This window comes from Flavobacterium sp., from assembly GCF_031409475.1.
Taxonomy (GTDB): domain Bacteria; phylum Bacteroidota; class Bacteroidia; order Flavobacteriales; family Flavobacteriaceae; genus Flavobacterium.
Genome location: NZ_JANNXH010000062.1, coordinates 81,999 through 97,537 on the forward strand (window position 1 = coordinate 81,999; position 15,539 = coordinate 97,537).

Annotated in this window: 12 protein-coding genes; 2 read left to right on the forward strand and 10 right to left on the reverse strand. The window is 32.7% G+C overall.

What is annotated here, in order from left to right; genetic code table 11:
• Positions 1 to 21: 21 nt before the first annotated feature.
• On the reverse strand, positions 22 to 1,122 hold the full coding sequence (locus RMO53_RS11205; protein WP_310380637.1) for an acyl-CoA desaturase: 1,101 nt from the start codon (positions 1,120 to 1,122) through the stop codon (positions 22 to 24).
• 109 nt (positions 1,123 to 1,231) lie between these two features.
• Here RMO53_RS11205 and rsmG point away from each other — a divergent pair, with 109 nt between their 5' ends.
• Positions 1,232 to 1,861, forward strand: coding sequence for a 16S rRNA (guanine(527)-N(7))-methyltransferase RsmG (gene rsmG, locus RMO53_RS11210; RefSeq protein WP_310380639.1), 630 nt, complete (start codon positions 1,232 to 1,234; stop codon positions 1,859 to 1,861).
• 192 nt (positions 1,862 to 2,053) lie between these two features.
• On the opposite strand, the gene pruA is transcribed toward rsmG, so the two are convergent.
• The 3 genes from pruA to RMO53_RS11225 form a co-directional block, all read right to left on the reverse strand.
• Positions 2,054 to 3,682: an L-glutamate gamma-semialdehyde dehydrogenase gene (pruA, locus tag RMO53_RS11215; protein WP_310380642.1), complete on the reverse strand. Its 1,629-nt coding sequence runs from the start codon at positions 3,680 to 3,682 to the stop codon at positions 2,054 to 2,056.
• A gap of 237 nt (positions 3,683 to 3,919) precedes the next feature.
• Complete coding sequence (gene apaG / locus RMO53_RS11220; RefSeq protein ID WP_310380644.1) at positions 3,920 to 4,306, reverse strand: Co2+/Mg2+ efflux protein ApaG; 387 nt, start codon at positions 4,304 to 4,306, stop codon at positions 3,920 to 3,922.
• A gap of 79 nt (positions 4,307 to 4,385) precedes the next feature.
• Positions 4,386 to 5,630 (reverse strand): DUF5103 domain-containing protein, encoded by a 1,245-nt coding sequence (locus RMO53_RS11225; protein ID WP_310380646.1) that lies wholly within the window; start codon positions 5,628 to 5,630, stop codon positions 4,386 to 4,388.
• A gap of 183 nt (positions 5,631 to 5,813) precedes the next feature.
• Here RMO53_RS11225 and RMO53_RS11230 point away from each other — a divergent pair, with 183 nt between their 5' ends.
• Positions 5,814 to 8,624 carry an insulinase family protein gene (locus RMO53_RS11230; protein WP_310380649.1) on the forward strand — a complete coding sequence of 937 codons (2,811 nt, stop codon included), beginning with the start codon at positions 5,814 to 5,816 and terminating at the stop codon, positions 8,622 to 8,624.
• Between the two features lie 64 nt (positions 8,625 to 8,688).
• Here RMO53_RS11230 and RMO53_RS11235 read toward each other — a convergent pair whose 3' ends face one another.
• From RMO53_RS11235 to RMO53_RS11260, 6 genes are all read right to left on the reverse strand, one after another.
• On the reverse strand, positions 8,689 to 9,459 hold the full coding sequence (locus RMO53_RS11235) for a methyltransferase domain-containing protein (RefSeq protein WP_310380651.1): 771 nt from the start codon (positions 9,457 to 9,459) through the stop codon (positions 8,689 to 8,691).
• A gap of 124 nt (positions 9,460 to 9,583) precedes the next feature.
• Positions 9,584 to 10,402 carry a type I methionyl aminopeptidase gene (map, locus tag RMO53_RS11240; RefSeq protein ID WP_310380655.1) on the reverse strand — a complete coding sequence of 273 codons (819 nt, stop codon included), beginning with the start codon at positions 10,400 to 10,402 and terminating at the stop codon, positions 9,584 to 9,586.
• A gap of 44 nt (positions 10,403 to 10,446) precedes the next feature.
• Positions 10,447 to 11,841, reverse strand: coding sequence for a TolC family protein (locus RMO53_RS11245; protein ID WP_310380658.1), 1,395 nt, complete (start codon positions 11,839 to 11,841; stop codon positions 10,447 to 10,449).
• Positions 11,841 to 13,190, reverse strand: coding sequence for a biotin/lipoyl-binding protein (locus RMO53_RS11250; RefSeq protein WP_310380661.1), 1,350 nt, complete (start codon positions 13,188 to 13,190; stop codon positions 11,841 to 11,843). Before RMO53_RS11250 ends, RMO53_RS11245 begins: the two co-directional genes overlap by 1 nt.
• Positions 13,183 to 14,859 (reverse strand): ATP-binding cassette domain-containing protein, encoded by a 1,677-nt coding sequence (locus RMO53_RS11255; RefSeq protein WP_310380663.1) that lies wholly within the window; start codon positions 14,857 to 14,859, stop codon positions 13,183 to 13,185. The genes RMO53_RS11250 and RMO53_RS11255 overlap by 8 nt, the downstream gene beginning before the upstream one ends.
• Positions 14,860 to 14,861: 2 nt before the next feature.
• Positions 14,862 to 15,536 carry a TetR/AcrR family transcriptional regulator gene (locus tag RMO53_RS11260; RefSeq protein ID WP_310380666.1) on the reverse strand — a complete coding sequence of 225 codons (675 nt, stop codon included), beginning with the start codon at positions 15,534 to 15,536 and terminating at the stop codon, positions 14,862 to 14,864.
• Positions 15,537 to 15,539: the final 3 nt, after the last annotated feature.

A 15,539-nucleotide genomic window follows, 5' to 3' on the forward strand; every position in this document is an offset into this window, starting at 1 on the left:
TTCTGGTTTGTAGTTAAAAAATTATATGGATAAAACTGGTTTTTGACCTAATTCTTTCAAATGTTTGAAATGAGCGATTACTGCACTTCGCATGGATTTATATTCGTGGTAAGGCAATTGGCATTCTTTTGCGGTTTCCTTTACAATTTTAGCAATTTTACCATAGTGAACATGGCTTATGTTTGGAAAAAGATGGTGCTCGATTTGATGATTTAATCCACCAGTGTACCAATTTACAATCCAACTTTTTGGAGCAAAATTTACAGTTGTAAACAATTGATGTATTGCCCATGTGTTTTCCATTTCGCCAGTTTCATTGGGTTGTGGATTTGTAGTTTCGTCAATAATATGTGCTAGTTGAAACACAACACTCAAGATTAATCCTGCAGTATAGTGCATCACAAAAAAACCAATTAAGACTTTCCACCAAGTTACGCCCAAAAGCATTGGAAGCATTATCCAAACCGAAAAATAGATAACTTTTGTAATGACTAATGTTGTCCAAAGTGTTTTTTTGCTTTTCGCTTCTCCATAAGATAATTTTCTTTTTAAATACGCTCTCATTTGTTTAAAATCTGTAGTTAATGACCAATTGAAAGTCAATAAACCGTATAAAAAGATAGAATAATAATGTTGAAAACGGTGAAAATTATACCACTTTGCATCTTTAGTAAAGCGTATTACACGTCCAGCGTCAAGATCTTCATCGTGACCAGGAATATTGGTATAAGTATGATGCAAAACATTGTGTTGTACTTGCCAATTATATACATTTCCGGCTAATATATAAATGGTTCCACCCATAAATTTATTGATCCAATTTTTATTCGAATACGAACCATGATTGCCGTCGTGCATCACGTTCATTCCAATTCCTGCCATTCCAACACCAATAACTATCGACAATAAAAAGAAAAGCCAAAACGGCATATTTGTTAACGTGATGATCAAAAAATAAGGGGTTAAAAAAACGGAAAACAGAATAATGGTTTTTAAATATAATTTCCAGTTTCCTGTTTTTTGAATATTATTTTCTTTAAAATAATTATTCACTCTTGAATTTAGGGTTCTGAAGAATTTTAAATTGTCTTGTTTTGCGAATGTTGGGGTTGTGTTGTCCATAGATACAATTTGTAATAAGCAACAAAGATAATTATTATAAATTTTCAATCTCTAAAATTGAGTTAAATATTCAAAACTAAAAACTGTACTTTTGTTAAAAATTATATTAATGGAAGAAATTTTAAAGTATTTTCCAAATTTGACGGATGTTCAAAAAGCACAATTCGCCCAATTGGATTTTTTATACCACGATTGGAATGCCAAAATCAATGTTATTTCTCGAAAAGATATTGATGAATTGTACACCAAACATGTTTTGCATTCGTTAGGAATTGCCAAAATCATCAAATTTGAACCCGGAACTTATGTTCTTGATGTGGGAACTGGCGGTGGATTCCCCGGAATTCCACTAGCGATTTTGTTTCCAGAAACGCGTTTTTTCTTGATTGATATTATTGCCAAAAAAATAAAAGTAGTTCAAGCTGTTGCCGAAGCTCTGGAACTCAAAAACGTAAAAGCGGAACAATTGCGTGCCGAATTGGTCAAAGGAGATTTCGATTTTATTGTGAGCCGAGCTGTGACTAATATGCCTGATTTTGTTTCATGGGTTAAAACCAAAATCAAAAAGAAGAACAAACACGAATTTCATAACGGAATTCTCTATCTCAAAGGTGGCGATTTAACCGAAGAATTGAAGGATTTCCAAAAAGCTACAGAATACAATTTATCTGATTATTTTGAAGGTGAATTTTTTGAAACTAAGAAAGTGGTGCATGTGCCACTTAAATTTACGAATTAGTCATTGCGAGGAACGAAGCAATCTCATAACGTGATCAACAAATATGATTGCTTTGCCACGTACCTCGCAACTCCTCGCAATGACAGAAAAATCAAAACCCACAAGAACTCAAATAACTTGACTCTTGTGGGTTTTTAAATAGCTTAAAGTGAAATTGCTTTGCCACGTACCTCGCAACTCCTCGCAATGACATTATTCTCCTAAAAACGGATATCTATAATCGACTGGAGTTACAAACGTTTCTTTAATAGTTCTTGGTGAAGCCCAACGCAATAAGTTCAATGGTGAACCCGCTTTGTCATTGGTTCCAGATGCTCTCGCACCTCCAAAAGGTTGCATTCCTACAACTGCTCCTGTTGGTTTGTCGTTGATGTAAAAGTTTCCAGCTGCGTTTTGTAATTTAGTTGTCGCTTGTTCAATCGCATAACGATCCGTGCTAAAAACGGCTCCAGTTAATGCATATTCCGAAGTCGTGTCAACTAACTCTAAAGTTGCTTCCCAATTGTCATCTTCGTAAACGAAAATCGTCATAACTGGTCCAAATAATTCGGTAGACATTGTTGTGTAATGTGGGTTTGTTGTTACGATTATTGTTGGTTCTATAAAATATCCAACAGATTTATCGTAGTTTCCGCCCACGATGATTTCGGCATCCGAATCTTTTTTGGCTTGATCTATAAAACTCGCCAATTTATCAAACGAACCTTCATGAATAACTGCTGTAATAAAGTTGCCGAAATCTTCCGGCGAACCCATTTTCATTGATTTTACATCCGTGATTAGTTGTTCTTTTATTTCATTCCAAAGGCTTCTAGGAACATAAGATCTGGAAGCTGCAGAGCATTTTTGACCTTGAAATTCAAAAGCGCCACGAACAATTCCTGTGGCAACTTGTTTTGGATTAGCACTTGGATGTGCAATTATAAAATCTTTTCCACCCGTTTCGCCTACAATTCTTGGATATGTTTTGTAGTGGTGAATGTTGGTTCCAATTTTTGCCCAAATGTCTTTGAATACATGAGTAGAACCTGTAAAATGAATTCCAGCAAAATCGCGACTTGCCAGAACAGTATCAGTAATCATCAAAGCATCGCCAAAAACCACGTTGATAACACCATCAGGAACGCCTGCTTCTTTGAAAATATCGATAATAATTTTAGCCGAAAAAACTTGGCTATCACTTGGTTTCCAAATCACGACATTTCCCATCATGGCAGCACTTGCTGGAAGATTTGCAGCAATAGCTGTAAAGTTAAATGGTGTAATAGCATAAACAAATCCTTCGAGCGGACGGTATTCTAAACGGTTCCACATATCCGAAGTTGATGCCGGTTGGTCTGCATAAATTTGAGTCATAAATTCCACGTTGAAGCGTAAAAAATCGATGAGTTCACACGAAGCGTCAATTTCGGCTTGGTGGATATTTTTGGATTGCGCGATCATTGTTGCGGCATTTATTCGTGCTCTAAATGGACCAGCAATGAGTTCTGCAGCTTTTAGGAAAATCGCTGCACGTTGTTCCCATGCCATGTTTGCCCATGCGGTTCTTGATTCTAAAGCGTTGGCAATGGCACTTTCTACATGTGTTTTTTCGGCTAGATGATACGTTCCTACGACATGTTGATGGTCGTGTGGCGCGGTCATATTTTTAGTATTTCCAGTTTTAATTTCTTCGCTTCCAATGTATAGTGGCACATCGATTTTTGAATTCCACATTTGTTTGTAAGCGGCAAGCACGGAAGCTTTTTCGGGTGAATTGGGCGCGTACGATTTTACGGGTTCGTTTACGGCTTTTGGGGCATTGAAAAATCCTTTTAACATAATAGTTTAATTAAATAATTTTCACAAAAGTACAAAGGTTTGTTTGAATAATAGTTAATTAATGCTGTAAAAAAAGATGGTTGTTGTGTGGTTTTAGCCTAGATGGAAATGAAAACCCCACAGTGAAAAAAGTTATTTTTTCATACAATTGCAGAGCGACCAGCGGAAGCTCCTGAAATTGTATTAGAAAAAAAGCTTTTTGAGCGAGGAGTTGTAATGAACAGCTGGAAATTGCTCCTAATTCAAAGCAAAAGGCGCACACAATCTAAAGTTGGGAACAATAACTTTGAAGTTTCGAGTGGTTGTAAAATTCACTAGATTAAAGTAGCCTTTCATTGCACCGTATGGGGAAGACAGTAAGCAGCCGGAATTATAAGTATGTTGTTCGCCGGGTTTTAAAACGGGTTTTTTGCCAATAACTCCTTCGCCATCAACTGTTTCTAAATCGTTAAGGGAATCAAAAATTTCCCAATGACGCGAAATTAATTGTACGGAATCTTTGCTGTGGTTTTCGATTGTGATTAGATAACTAAAGGCAAAATGAATTCTATAGTTTTTGAAATAAGTACCTTCAAAACTAGTTAAAACCGAAATTTTTATCCCTCTTGTTATTTGTGAAACCATATTAATAGTCTAAATATGAGTTTAATAATTGCAAAATTACAAAATTTAGCTTTTGTTTTAACTTTTTTTAACTCTTTTTTTAGTTTATAGTATTTATTGAATTTGCATTTCCTTTACCAATCACACGGTCGTATCGGTAATTGTTTTCTCGGTAGTAGACTAAAATGGAATAGTCATTTTCTGTTTGATAAAAATTGCCGTCGATTGCGTTTTCGTGATCAAGTGTTCCTTTATCATCTGAAACTTGAAATTGATAATTTGTAAAGCCTTGTTTTAATAAGATTGCTTTTTCAAAAAGGCGAGTTTGTTCATTATAATCTAATTTATTTTCTGGCGAAAGTTGGTAATTATTAAACATGCCAGTGATGTAAATAGATTTTTTTGATCTAAATGTTGGAGCCGAAAGACTAAAATAGATCCAGGTATAATCGGCTTCAATCTCGTTGTTGCTTGCATTAATATTACGAACAATAAAATTACCATTGATGTCTTGTGTAAACGAATAAGGAAAATTAGTTCTGGCAGCATTTGTGAATAAATGAGCGCTGTAAATATCTTTGCCAGAATCTACTCTAGATACATTATTATTTGAAACTCGTACATCATTATTATCAAAATATAAAAATTCATTTCCTGCCCAAAACTGGGTTTCAGTATCATACTTGTATATTAAATCATTGGCAATGGTGTATTGTGGGACAATGTTTGTAATGGCATTATTAAATTGTCCGTTTTGTAACAAAACTACTTTAACGTTTTTTAAAGGATTTTGAAAAGTGATAGCGGTTGATCTAATTGCAAATTCTAAATTGTGTTTATACTCTAAATTGCTTACTGTTCTCGCCCGCTTTATTTGAATTGGCACGGTAACTAGTTCTTCGTAAAGAATAAATTTTCTAGAGAAAAGCACTTCTTTATCCTTGTCTAATATTTTTAAAATATAATTACCGCTAATGCGCAGTTGAGTAAATTGATTTGGAATAGCTAATTTGTAATGAGAATAGATTTGTAAGGTGTTAAACGAGTTACTGTAGTCAATAATTCTTTGATTGTCAAATCCTTTTAAATATTCGTTTTTTGGTATTGCAGATGGAATCCAGTTGTAATCACAATGAATAATTTCATAATAATAATCAGCTTCGTTGCCAAACAAATCATCAAATTGCAACTGAAAACCCTCTCCTAATTTGAAAATTGGAATTTGATTTTGATTGTTTTGTACAAATGAAATGGTTTTAATATTGAAAGGAGGCACTATTTCATTTTCTACTTGAGAAAAACAGAATTGAGCAGTTAGTAGTAGAGTAATTAAATATTTTTTCATTTTTGGAGTACTTATAGTTCGGGTCAAAAAACCGTTAAATGTATTAATTAACTTTTGTAATTCGAAAAATATTATTTTAGGTCGCATAAATTAAATGTGCGTAATTTCTGTTAATTTATGTATAATAAAAACGCAAATTACTAGTTAAATACATAACTTTATCAAAAATATAAATTTAACCTTATGAAACAACTTATTAGATTAACTTTTGGATTATTATTCTTTTCGACAACGATTTTTGCACAAGAAATTGACTATTCAAAAAACCTTCCTTTTGATCCAAATGTAAAAACCGGAAAACTTAAAAACGGTTTAACGTATTACATCAAGAAAAATGCCAAACCTGAAAGTAAAGTTACTTTGAGGCTAGTAGTAAATGCAGGTTCAATTCTTGAAAGTGACGAACAACTAGGATTAGCTCACTTTATGGAGCATATGAATTTTAATGGAACAAAACGTTTTCCTAAAAATAAACTTGTTGATTATTTGCAAAGTATTGGAGTGAAATTTGGACAACATCTCAATGCCTATACCAGTTTTGACGAGACCGTTTATTTTCTACCCATTCCAATTGATAGCCCAGAGAAAATTGAAAACGGATTTAATATCATCGAAGATTGGGCTTTTAATGCCAATTTAACTCCCGAAGAAATAGATAAAGAACGAGGTGTAGTTCTCGAAGAATACCGCATAGGACTTGGTGCTGACAAGCGAATGTTGGATAAGTATATGCCAAAAATGATGTACAAATCACATTATGCAGATAGACTTCCGATAGGTACAAAAGAAATTCTACAAAATTTCAAATACGATAAATTAATAAGTTTCTACAAGGATTGGTATCGTCCTAATTTAATGAGTGTAATTGTAGTAGGTAATGTTGATGTTGCCGAAATGGAGCAAAAAATAATCACCCATTTTGGAAAATATAAAAATCCAAAAAAACCAAAACCACGCACAATATACCAAGTGCCTAATCATGCAGAAACTTTTGTCGCTGTAGAGAGTGATAAAGAAGCCTCAGGAACACAAATTCAATTGTTGTATAAAGATTATGATTTGCCAAAACCAACGGTTACCATTGGAGATTATAAAAAAGATCTAGTTGAAGGATTGTTTACCACAATGCTCAATAATAGATTAAATGAATTAACAAATTCAGCAACTCCTCCATTTACTTATGGCTTCTCCTTTCATAGCGGAACCTATGCAAGGTCAAAAGAAGCGTATCAATCCTTTGCAATGGTTCAAGAGGATAAGCAACTTTCAGCCCTAAAAGTATTAGTAACAGAGAACGAAAGAGCTAAAAAATTTGGGTTTACCCAAAGTGAATTAGATAGAGCAAAATCCGAATATAGTGCACAATATGAAAGTGCTTTTAAGGATAAAGATAAAACCGAATCCGATCGATTTGTTCAAGCATTCCAATCTAATTTTTTAGAAAACACACCAGTTGCTGGAATTGAATGGGAGTTTGAAATGGTAAAAAAATTACTTCCAACAATTGAATTGAAAGAAACAAATGACTTTATAAAAGGATATGTAAAAGAGGATAATAGAGTTGTAATCATCACTTCGCCTGAAAAAGAAGGATTGAAAAAAGTAACAGAGCAAGAAGTTTTAAATGCTTTAAAAGTAAATTCAGACGAAATTACACCTTATCAAGATTCAAAAATAGCTGCTAGTTTGTTAAGAAACGAAGTAAAGGCTGGTTCAATTTTAAAGAAAGAATCCGATTCTAAAATCGGGTCAACTACTTTGTTTTTGTCTAACGGAGCAAAAGTAACCTTTAAGAAAACAGATTTCAAAAATGATGAAGTAATAATGGAGGCCATCAGTTTTGGTGGAACAAACCTGTATTCGAATACGGATATTAAAAAAGTACAATTTGCAAATGGAGCACTTGCCGAAGCAGGTTTTTCTGGTTTGAAATTGAATGATATCAATAAGTTTATGGCTGGCAAAATTGCAAATCTAAACCTGTATATCAATAACACTACCGAGGGTTTTAGAGGAAATGCAACACCTAAAGATTTAGAATATTTATTTCAAATGGTGTATGCTTATTTCACGGATTTAAATTTAGATCCTGCAGCTTTTGAAGGTTTTAAACAAAAAATGTCTGCTGTTTATAATAACATGTCATCAACACCTGCATTTTATTTTCAACAAGAATTACAAGCGTATTTAAGTAAAGAGAATCCAAGATTTAATGGGTTGATTCCTACCGAAAAAACATGGGGAGAAACCGATTACACATTAGCCTATAACAAATACAAAGAGCGATTTGCAAATGCTGGAGATTTTGAATTTTATTTTGTTGGAAATGTAGATGAAAAAGTAATCGAAGAATTTTCGGTAAAATATTTAGCTTCATTACCTGCGTCAGATAAAAAAGAAAAAGCAACCGATTTAGGATATAGACTGATAAAAGGAGATCTGAAAAAAGTTATAAATAAAGGAACTGATCCTAAAAGTACGGTGTCAATAATGTTTTACGGCGAAGCGGTTTATACTGCAAAAGAAGCTGCAACCATGCAAGCATTAGGCGAAGTCTTAACGATTAAATTAATTGAAGAGTTAAGAGAAAATGAAAGCGGCGTTTATGGAGTTAGTGCAAGAGGAAGCATGAATAAAGTACCTTATGGTTCGTATAATTTCAATATTGGGTTTCCTTGTGGACCAGAAAATTCCGAAAAATTGATAGCTTCAGCATTAAAAGAGTTGCAAAAAATTATTGACAACGGACCAGAAGCAAAAGATGTGGTTAAATTTAAAGAAGGCGAATTGCTTGATTTTAAAAAGAATAGCAAAGAAAACAGATTTTGGTTGAGTAATTTTACTAAATCTTTTACAAATGCTACAAATCCATCGGATGTACTTCAAACCGAAGAAAAAATAAATTCAATCACTGCAAAAGACATTCAAGATGTTGCCAAAAAATATCTCACAAAAGATAAAGTAATCGCAATGCTAATGCCTGAAACAAAATAGAGAAACACTGTTTTTAATTAAAAAAACCTGCTAATAGCAGGTTTTTTTTATGAATGTAAAATTATTATTTAAAACAAACTGGGATAATTTCTCCTTTTGCTAAACAATATTTCTCTACTAATTCTGGAGAGATTTTATGGGTGTAATCTTCTTCGATAACTTTAAAACCTATGCTTCGTAATTTTTCAAAATAATCACGACCATAAATCCGAACGTGATCGTATTGTCCAAAAATTTTGGCGCGCTCTTTTTGATCCGTTATAGAGTCATCAGCAAAAGTTGTAGCTCGAGATAAATCTTGTGGTATTTGTAGAATTGCCATTCCACCGGGTTTTAAAACTCTGTACAATTCCTGCATCGCTTTGGTATCATCTGGAATGTGTTCTAAAACATGGTTGCAAAGTATTACATCGTATTGATTGTCTTCAAAAGGTAAATTGCAAATATCTGCTTTTACATCTGCAAGAGGAGAAAACAAATCAGTCGTGGTATAATTGAGGTTTTTTTGATTTCTAAAGAGTTTGTAAAAAGCTTGCTCTGGTGCAAAGTGCAAGACTTTTTTCTTTTCGGCTGACTTAAAAAAATTAGTTTCATTATTCAAATACAACCACAACAATCGATGTCTTTCAAGAGATAAAGTACTGGGTGATAATACATTGTTTCGTTGTGTTCCATAACCATAAGGCAAGAACATGCGAAAACTTTTTCCGTCAATTGGGTCGGTGAATTTAGTACCACTTAAGGCTAAAGCTAAAATAGGACGGACAACATAACTCAACCGAATTAAAAGCGGACGCGGAATGGTATTGAGGATAAACTTGAATACTTTTTTCATAGTTATTTAACGAGTACAGGTTTTATATTTTCTTAAATGGCCTTAAATGCCTTATATGGTTAAATAATTTTTCAAACAATATAAGGCATTTAAGGTCATTTAAGTTTTTAATTCTAATCAATATTTAAAGCACTAAAGCTTGTTTTCTAAACTCATCTTCCTCGTTACTCACAATTCCCAATGCTTGATATACATAAGCAAAAGTCGATAAAATTTCTGGTTTTCCGTCTATAATAGCCACATCGTGTTCGAAATGTGCACTTGGTTTTCCGTCAGCAGTAGTAATTGTCCAACCGTCTTTATGTTGTTTGATGTTTTTGGTTCCCATATTAATCATAGGTTCAATTGCGACCACCATTCCTTCTACAAATAATTTTCCACGACCTTTTTTACCATAATTTGGCATTTCTGGATCTTCGTGCATTTTTTGCCCTAAACCATGACCAACTAATTCTCGAACTACACCATAACCGTGACTTTCGGTATATTTTTGAATGGCATTACCCACATCTTCTACACGATTTCCTGTTTTAAATTCTCTAATTCCAACGTAAAGGGATTCTTTGGTAACTTGCAACAACCGTTTTATTTCTGGTGCGACTTCACCAATTTCAAAGGAATAAGCATGATCACCATGATAACCGTTTTTAAAAGCGCCACAATCTACAGAGATGACATCGCCACTTTTTAGGGGAATATTGTTCGGAATTCCGTGTACTACTTGTGAGTTTGGACTCATGCAAAGTGAGTTTGGAAAACCATATAATCCAAGAAAACTTGGAACTGCACCATGATCTCGTATAAATTCTTCGGCTAGTTGGTCTAAATATAATGTGGTAACACCTTCTTTTATTTCTGCAGCAATCATGCCTAGGGTTTTCGAAACTATTAAGGCACTTTCCCGCATTAATTCGATTTGTTCCCTTGTTTTTTGGATAATCATAAATTGGTAATTTTGAGTTGGCAAAAGTAACAATTTATAATAAATTAATCTGGATTTGCCATAACTTTAAACAAATCGGCACTGGAAATGAAATATCTATTCTCTAAATGAATTGCGGTAAGTTGTGAAGCAATCAAATTATTCTCACGGGAATTAATTAAAAAAATAGAGCTTTCGCCAAAGGAGAACAATCGTTCCTCTGAAGTTAGCATTGTTGCATAGTCAATGACTAACTTGGCGATTAATTTTTTTTGTTTTTCTAACGAGTTGAGTTCGGTTTGTTGCGCTTTGATTTTATTTTTTAAAGCTACTTTTTCTATATCCAATTCAAATTGTGTGTCTTGAATTTTAAATTTTGCTACTTGCAAACTTCCTCGCTCTTTTCTTAAAAAAAGGGGAAACGAAAAATTTAAACCAACTTTGTAATCGTTAAAATTTGTTTCATTAAAAGAGCTTGGTTCAGATAAATAATGATAACCAATATCAATTTTTGGCAATAAAGAATTGGCTTTAAGTTTGCGTTCTACCTCTAAAATGCCAATTTTACTTTGAAGTGCATTTATTTTAGGATGATTTTCTAATGTTGGAATTTCTTGTAAAAATTCATTGATTTTTAAGGATTCTTTTAAAGTTGATTCTAATTCTTTTTCAGGAATTATATCCTCTTGTAATTCAAAAGGTATATTGTTTTCGAGCCAAAGAAAATTTGCTAATTCTAGTTTGGATTTTGCTAATTTTAATTGGGAATCTTCTAAATTTAATTTTCTATTTCTAACAATAATTCCGGCTTCAATGCTATCAATAGCTGGTTTGTCTCCATTTAAAATCAAACTCGAAACGCCTTTCATTCTAATTTCGGCATTTTTTAAATACGCTTCATACAATTGTACTTCGCTAAAATTTCTTTTCCAATTAAAGTAAGCTACAGATGCATCGTAAAGAACAACAATTACTTGCAATTTTCTTTCTGATTCATTGAGTTGTATTTGGATTTTTGCTTTGCGTAAATCAGACATTCGTTGGTTAATAAACATACCTTGTCCCAATGGCACAGTTATTCCAAGTGAGGTCAACCCTTGGTTTGGTTGTGTGTTTTGAGGATTTAAATAAATTCCCTCACTATTATCAAATCCGGCTTTGACTTCAATTCCGTACCATGTTGGAATTTTGAAACTGCTGTTTAAAATCGAATAATATTCCGAACCTTTGAATTGTTTTTTATCAAAATCGATTTCTATTTTGGGATCAAATCCACCACGAGCCATCATCAAGTTGGCTTGTGCATTACTGATATTTAGATTGGCACTTTTTACCAAGGGATGAAATTTTTTCACATAACCTAAATATTCATTATAGGTGAGCTCTTTGCCATTTGGTATTGTGTTTTGTGCAATAATTTCAGCACTAATGAATAAGAAAAGTAAAATAAAATGTTTCATTATTTTTTCTCTTTAACTGTTTTGCTTTTGGGTTGATAATAATTAGGAGGAAATCCGTTTAGACTTCGCCACAACTCAAACCAAATTGGGACATTGTTTAATAAGGCAATAGATTGTGCTCCAGCGCCAATACTTAATTGCTTAGGCCATTTTTCTTCATTTTTATCGGGAGCAATCAACACTCGGTATTTTCCGTTATCACTTATGAAATTTTCAATGGCAACAACTTTTCCTCCAAATGTTCCATAAGACATATCGGGCCAACCCGAGAAAACGATTGTTGGCCAACCATCAAACCAAACTCTAACTCTTTCTCCTTTTTTGATAAGTGGTAAATCAATAGGAGCAATGTAGGTTTCGACAGCAATATCATAAACAGAAGGCATGATACTTACAATTGAAGTTCCTTCTTTAATGTTTTCACCAATTCCAGATTGTAAAGCACGGTTTACATAACCATCTTGTGGTGCTTTGATGTAATACATTCCGTTTCGAATACTATAATTTGCGTATTGGTTTTCGAGTTTATTGACTTGTGCTTTGGTGTCAAATTGATTGCTCAAAGCCGTGAATTGATCGCTTTGTGCTTTCGAACCTTTTTCGTTGTATTCGGCAGAAATTCTATTAATTTCTACACGTGCATTTATCATTTCATTTTTACTCGTAAGGTATTTGTTTTCTTGAGTGATAATTTTGGCTTCGGCATCTTGTAGTTTTAATCTTTTTTCTTCAACATCGGTCAAGGGTTTTAATCCTTCATTATTTAATTGAACCGAACGATTGAATTGTGTTGTCGCAATTTTAACTTGTGTTTTAGAAGCAATTACATCGATGCTATCACTTTTTATTTTTAAAAAAGCTTGTCGAATTTTATTTTGGGCTTGTTGTAATTTTAATCTCTTCTCACTTTCAATAGCTTGTATTTGTGATGATAGTGAGTTTACTTTTCCATCATAGGATTGTACAGACATTTTTTTAGCATCCATTTGGTTTTTGGTGTTTTTTACCAAATTAGGATCCAAATAATCTTCTTTAATTTCAGAAATAAAAAGAATGGTATCTCCTTTCTTAACAAAATCTCCTTCTTGAACGTACCATTTTTCTATTCGTCCGGATATTAAAGATTGAATAGTTTGCGGTCGTTGATTGGGTTTTAAAGTAGTTACTGCTCCTGCTCCTGAGATGTTTTGTGTCCAAGGAAGAAAAAGAACTAATAATCCAATTATTGAAAACGCTAAAATAATTCTATTAAGAATTTTGTAATGTGGTCTATTTCCCAACTCTTTTACCGTTGAATATTTGACTAATAAGCTATGTGGTATTGGATTGTTTTTTGATAAATTAAGCATCCTTTTGTTTTTTTATATCATTATAAATCGCTCCATTTCTCAAGGTAATCTCTCTGGTTGCTTTTGTTTTCCAATGTTTGTTTTTTGAGGAAACAAGCACGGTCCATTGATTGTTTTCTGACAATATGAAATCAATGATTTCATTGGCTACTTTTTCATCCATTTTATCAGTTGGGTCTTCAAAAAACAACAGCCTTGGTTTATTGATGATACTTCTTGCTAAAAGTATCTTTTGAGCATTAGACGATGATAATTGTTTACCTTCCGAAAAAATTCGAGTATCCAATCCTTTTGGCAATGTTTTGATGTACGATGTGAGTTGCACTGCATCTAACGCCCATTTTAAGTCAGCATTTGTTATTGCTGGATTATTAAAAGTAATGTTAGCTAGAATTGTTCCTTCAAAAGGCGTTTCTCCTTGAATTATGCTAGCAATATGGGATCGGTATTGTTTTAAATCTATTTTATTAAAGGTGTCATCATTTATAAAAAAGGAACCCGAAGTGGGTTGTATTAATCCAGATAGTAATCGGATTAATGTTGTTTTTCCTGAGCCATTTTCTCCATTCAACAATATTTTTTCGCCTTGTTCCATTTTTAAAGTAATGGAATTAAGTACATCATCATTAGAATCGGGAAACTTAAAGTTCAAGTTGTCTGTTTCTAAAGTGATATTGGTATAGCAATCAGTATATTCTTTATCTGATTCTGATTCTGAATTCATATCAGTGACTTGACCTATTTTTTCGATTGAGGTTAATACATCATAAAAAGTTTCTAAACCTAATATAATTTTTTCAACCGAGTTGATCACCAATAGAATAATGATTTCTGATGCAACAAATTGCCCAATATTCATTTGTTGATTAATGACTAAAAAACCACCTATTAACAACAAACTTGCAGTTATAATAACTTTAAAAATAATCAGTTGCGTAAACTGTCTTTTAATAATAGAAAAGTGTCTCTCGCGATAACTTAAATAATCACTCACTAATTTATCGTTTTTTTGAAGTGCATAATCAAAGTTTTGTGGCTTTTTAAAACTAAAATTATTTCGAGCCATTTCCTGAAGCCAACTCGCCACTTTGTATTTGTATTTTGACTCTTTGAGGCTTGTTTCAAGCCCAGGTCGATAGGAATACCTGAAAATAATGTACAATAGAATTATCAAAAACAACCCGAAAATTATAAAAAATGGGTGGTATAATGACAACAACAAAATACCAAAAACAATTTGTAAAAGAGCCGCCGAAAAATCAATAAGTAATTTTGATGTTCCTTTTTGAATAGAAATAGTATCAAAAAAACGATTGGCTAATTCTGGTGGATAGGTATTGTATATTTCTACAAATTTTATTTTTGGTAATCGATATGCAAATTCAAAAGAAGAACGTACAAATATTTTTTGCTGTAAGTTTTCGGTAATTCTCAGTTGCATCAAAGATAAAATTCCTACAAAAACAACGCCTATTACTACTAATATTACTAATACAATCCACGAAGCACTTATTCTACCTGATTGGATAAAGTTGATAATTGCTTGTATTCCTAGCGGTAACGATAAACTGATTAATCCAGCAAAAATGGCATAGAAAAACAGTTGACTAATGTCTTTTTTGTCTAATCGTAAAAGGTTAAAGAATCTTTTTAAAGGCGTTTCGTTCATTGTTATTTTCGTAAAGTGTTTTCGACTAAGTTGATATAAAAATCAGTTGGACTAATTGTTTCGTTGCAATTAGTTATGGTTTTTAAATGATTTCTTAAAAAATGCTGGTGTAATGCACCTTCAACGATAGTTGATACTAAACTTTTTGCAAAAGGATAATCCGGATTTACGTCATTTATCATCACTACAATTCTATTAATCACTCGTTTGTAAATAAGAAAAAACCCTTCTTTGTTTTCAGAATCAACTTCTTTCGTATGCAATGTTTTGGTGAATTCGGCAATAATAATTTTATTTAAAATGGATTCGTTGATGTGTGCTGTTGCATGATCATCTTCGATTTTTTCGGTAACAATAGTGATTGCTTTTTTTAGTTTTTCTAAAGAATTTGAAATGTTATTTGTTGCAAAAACCAATCGGTATTCCATCCAACTCCAATACCACGAAGATAAATAGACTAATAGTTTGTGTTTGTTTTCAAAATAACGATAGATTGAACTTTCATTGGAGCCAATCAAATCTCCAAGTTTTTTAAAAGTAAACTCTTCGAAGCCAATTTCTTCAATCAAAACTATACTTTGTTCTATGATTTTTTTTCCTAAAGTTGAGGTTTCAGGATCTTTTACATAAATTTTATTATTGACTTGAATTTTTATATTGGTGAATAAATTTTCCATAGT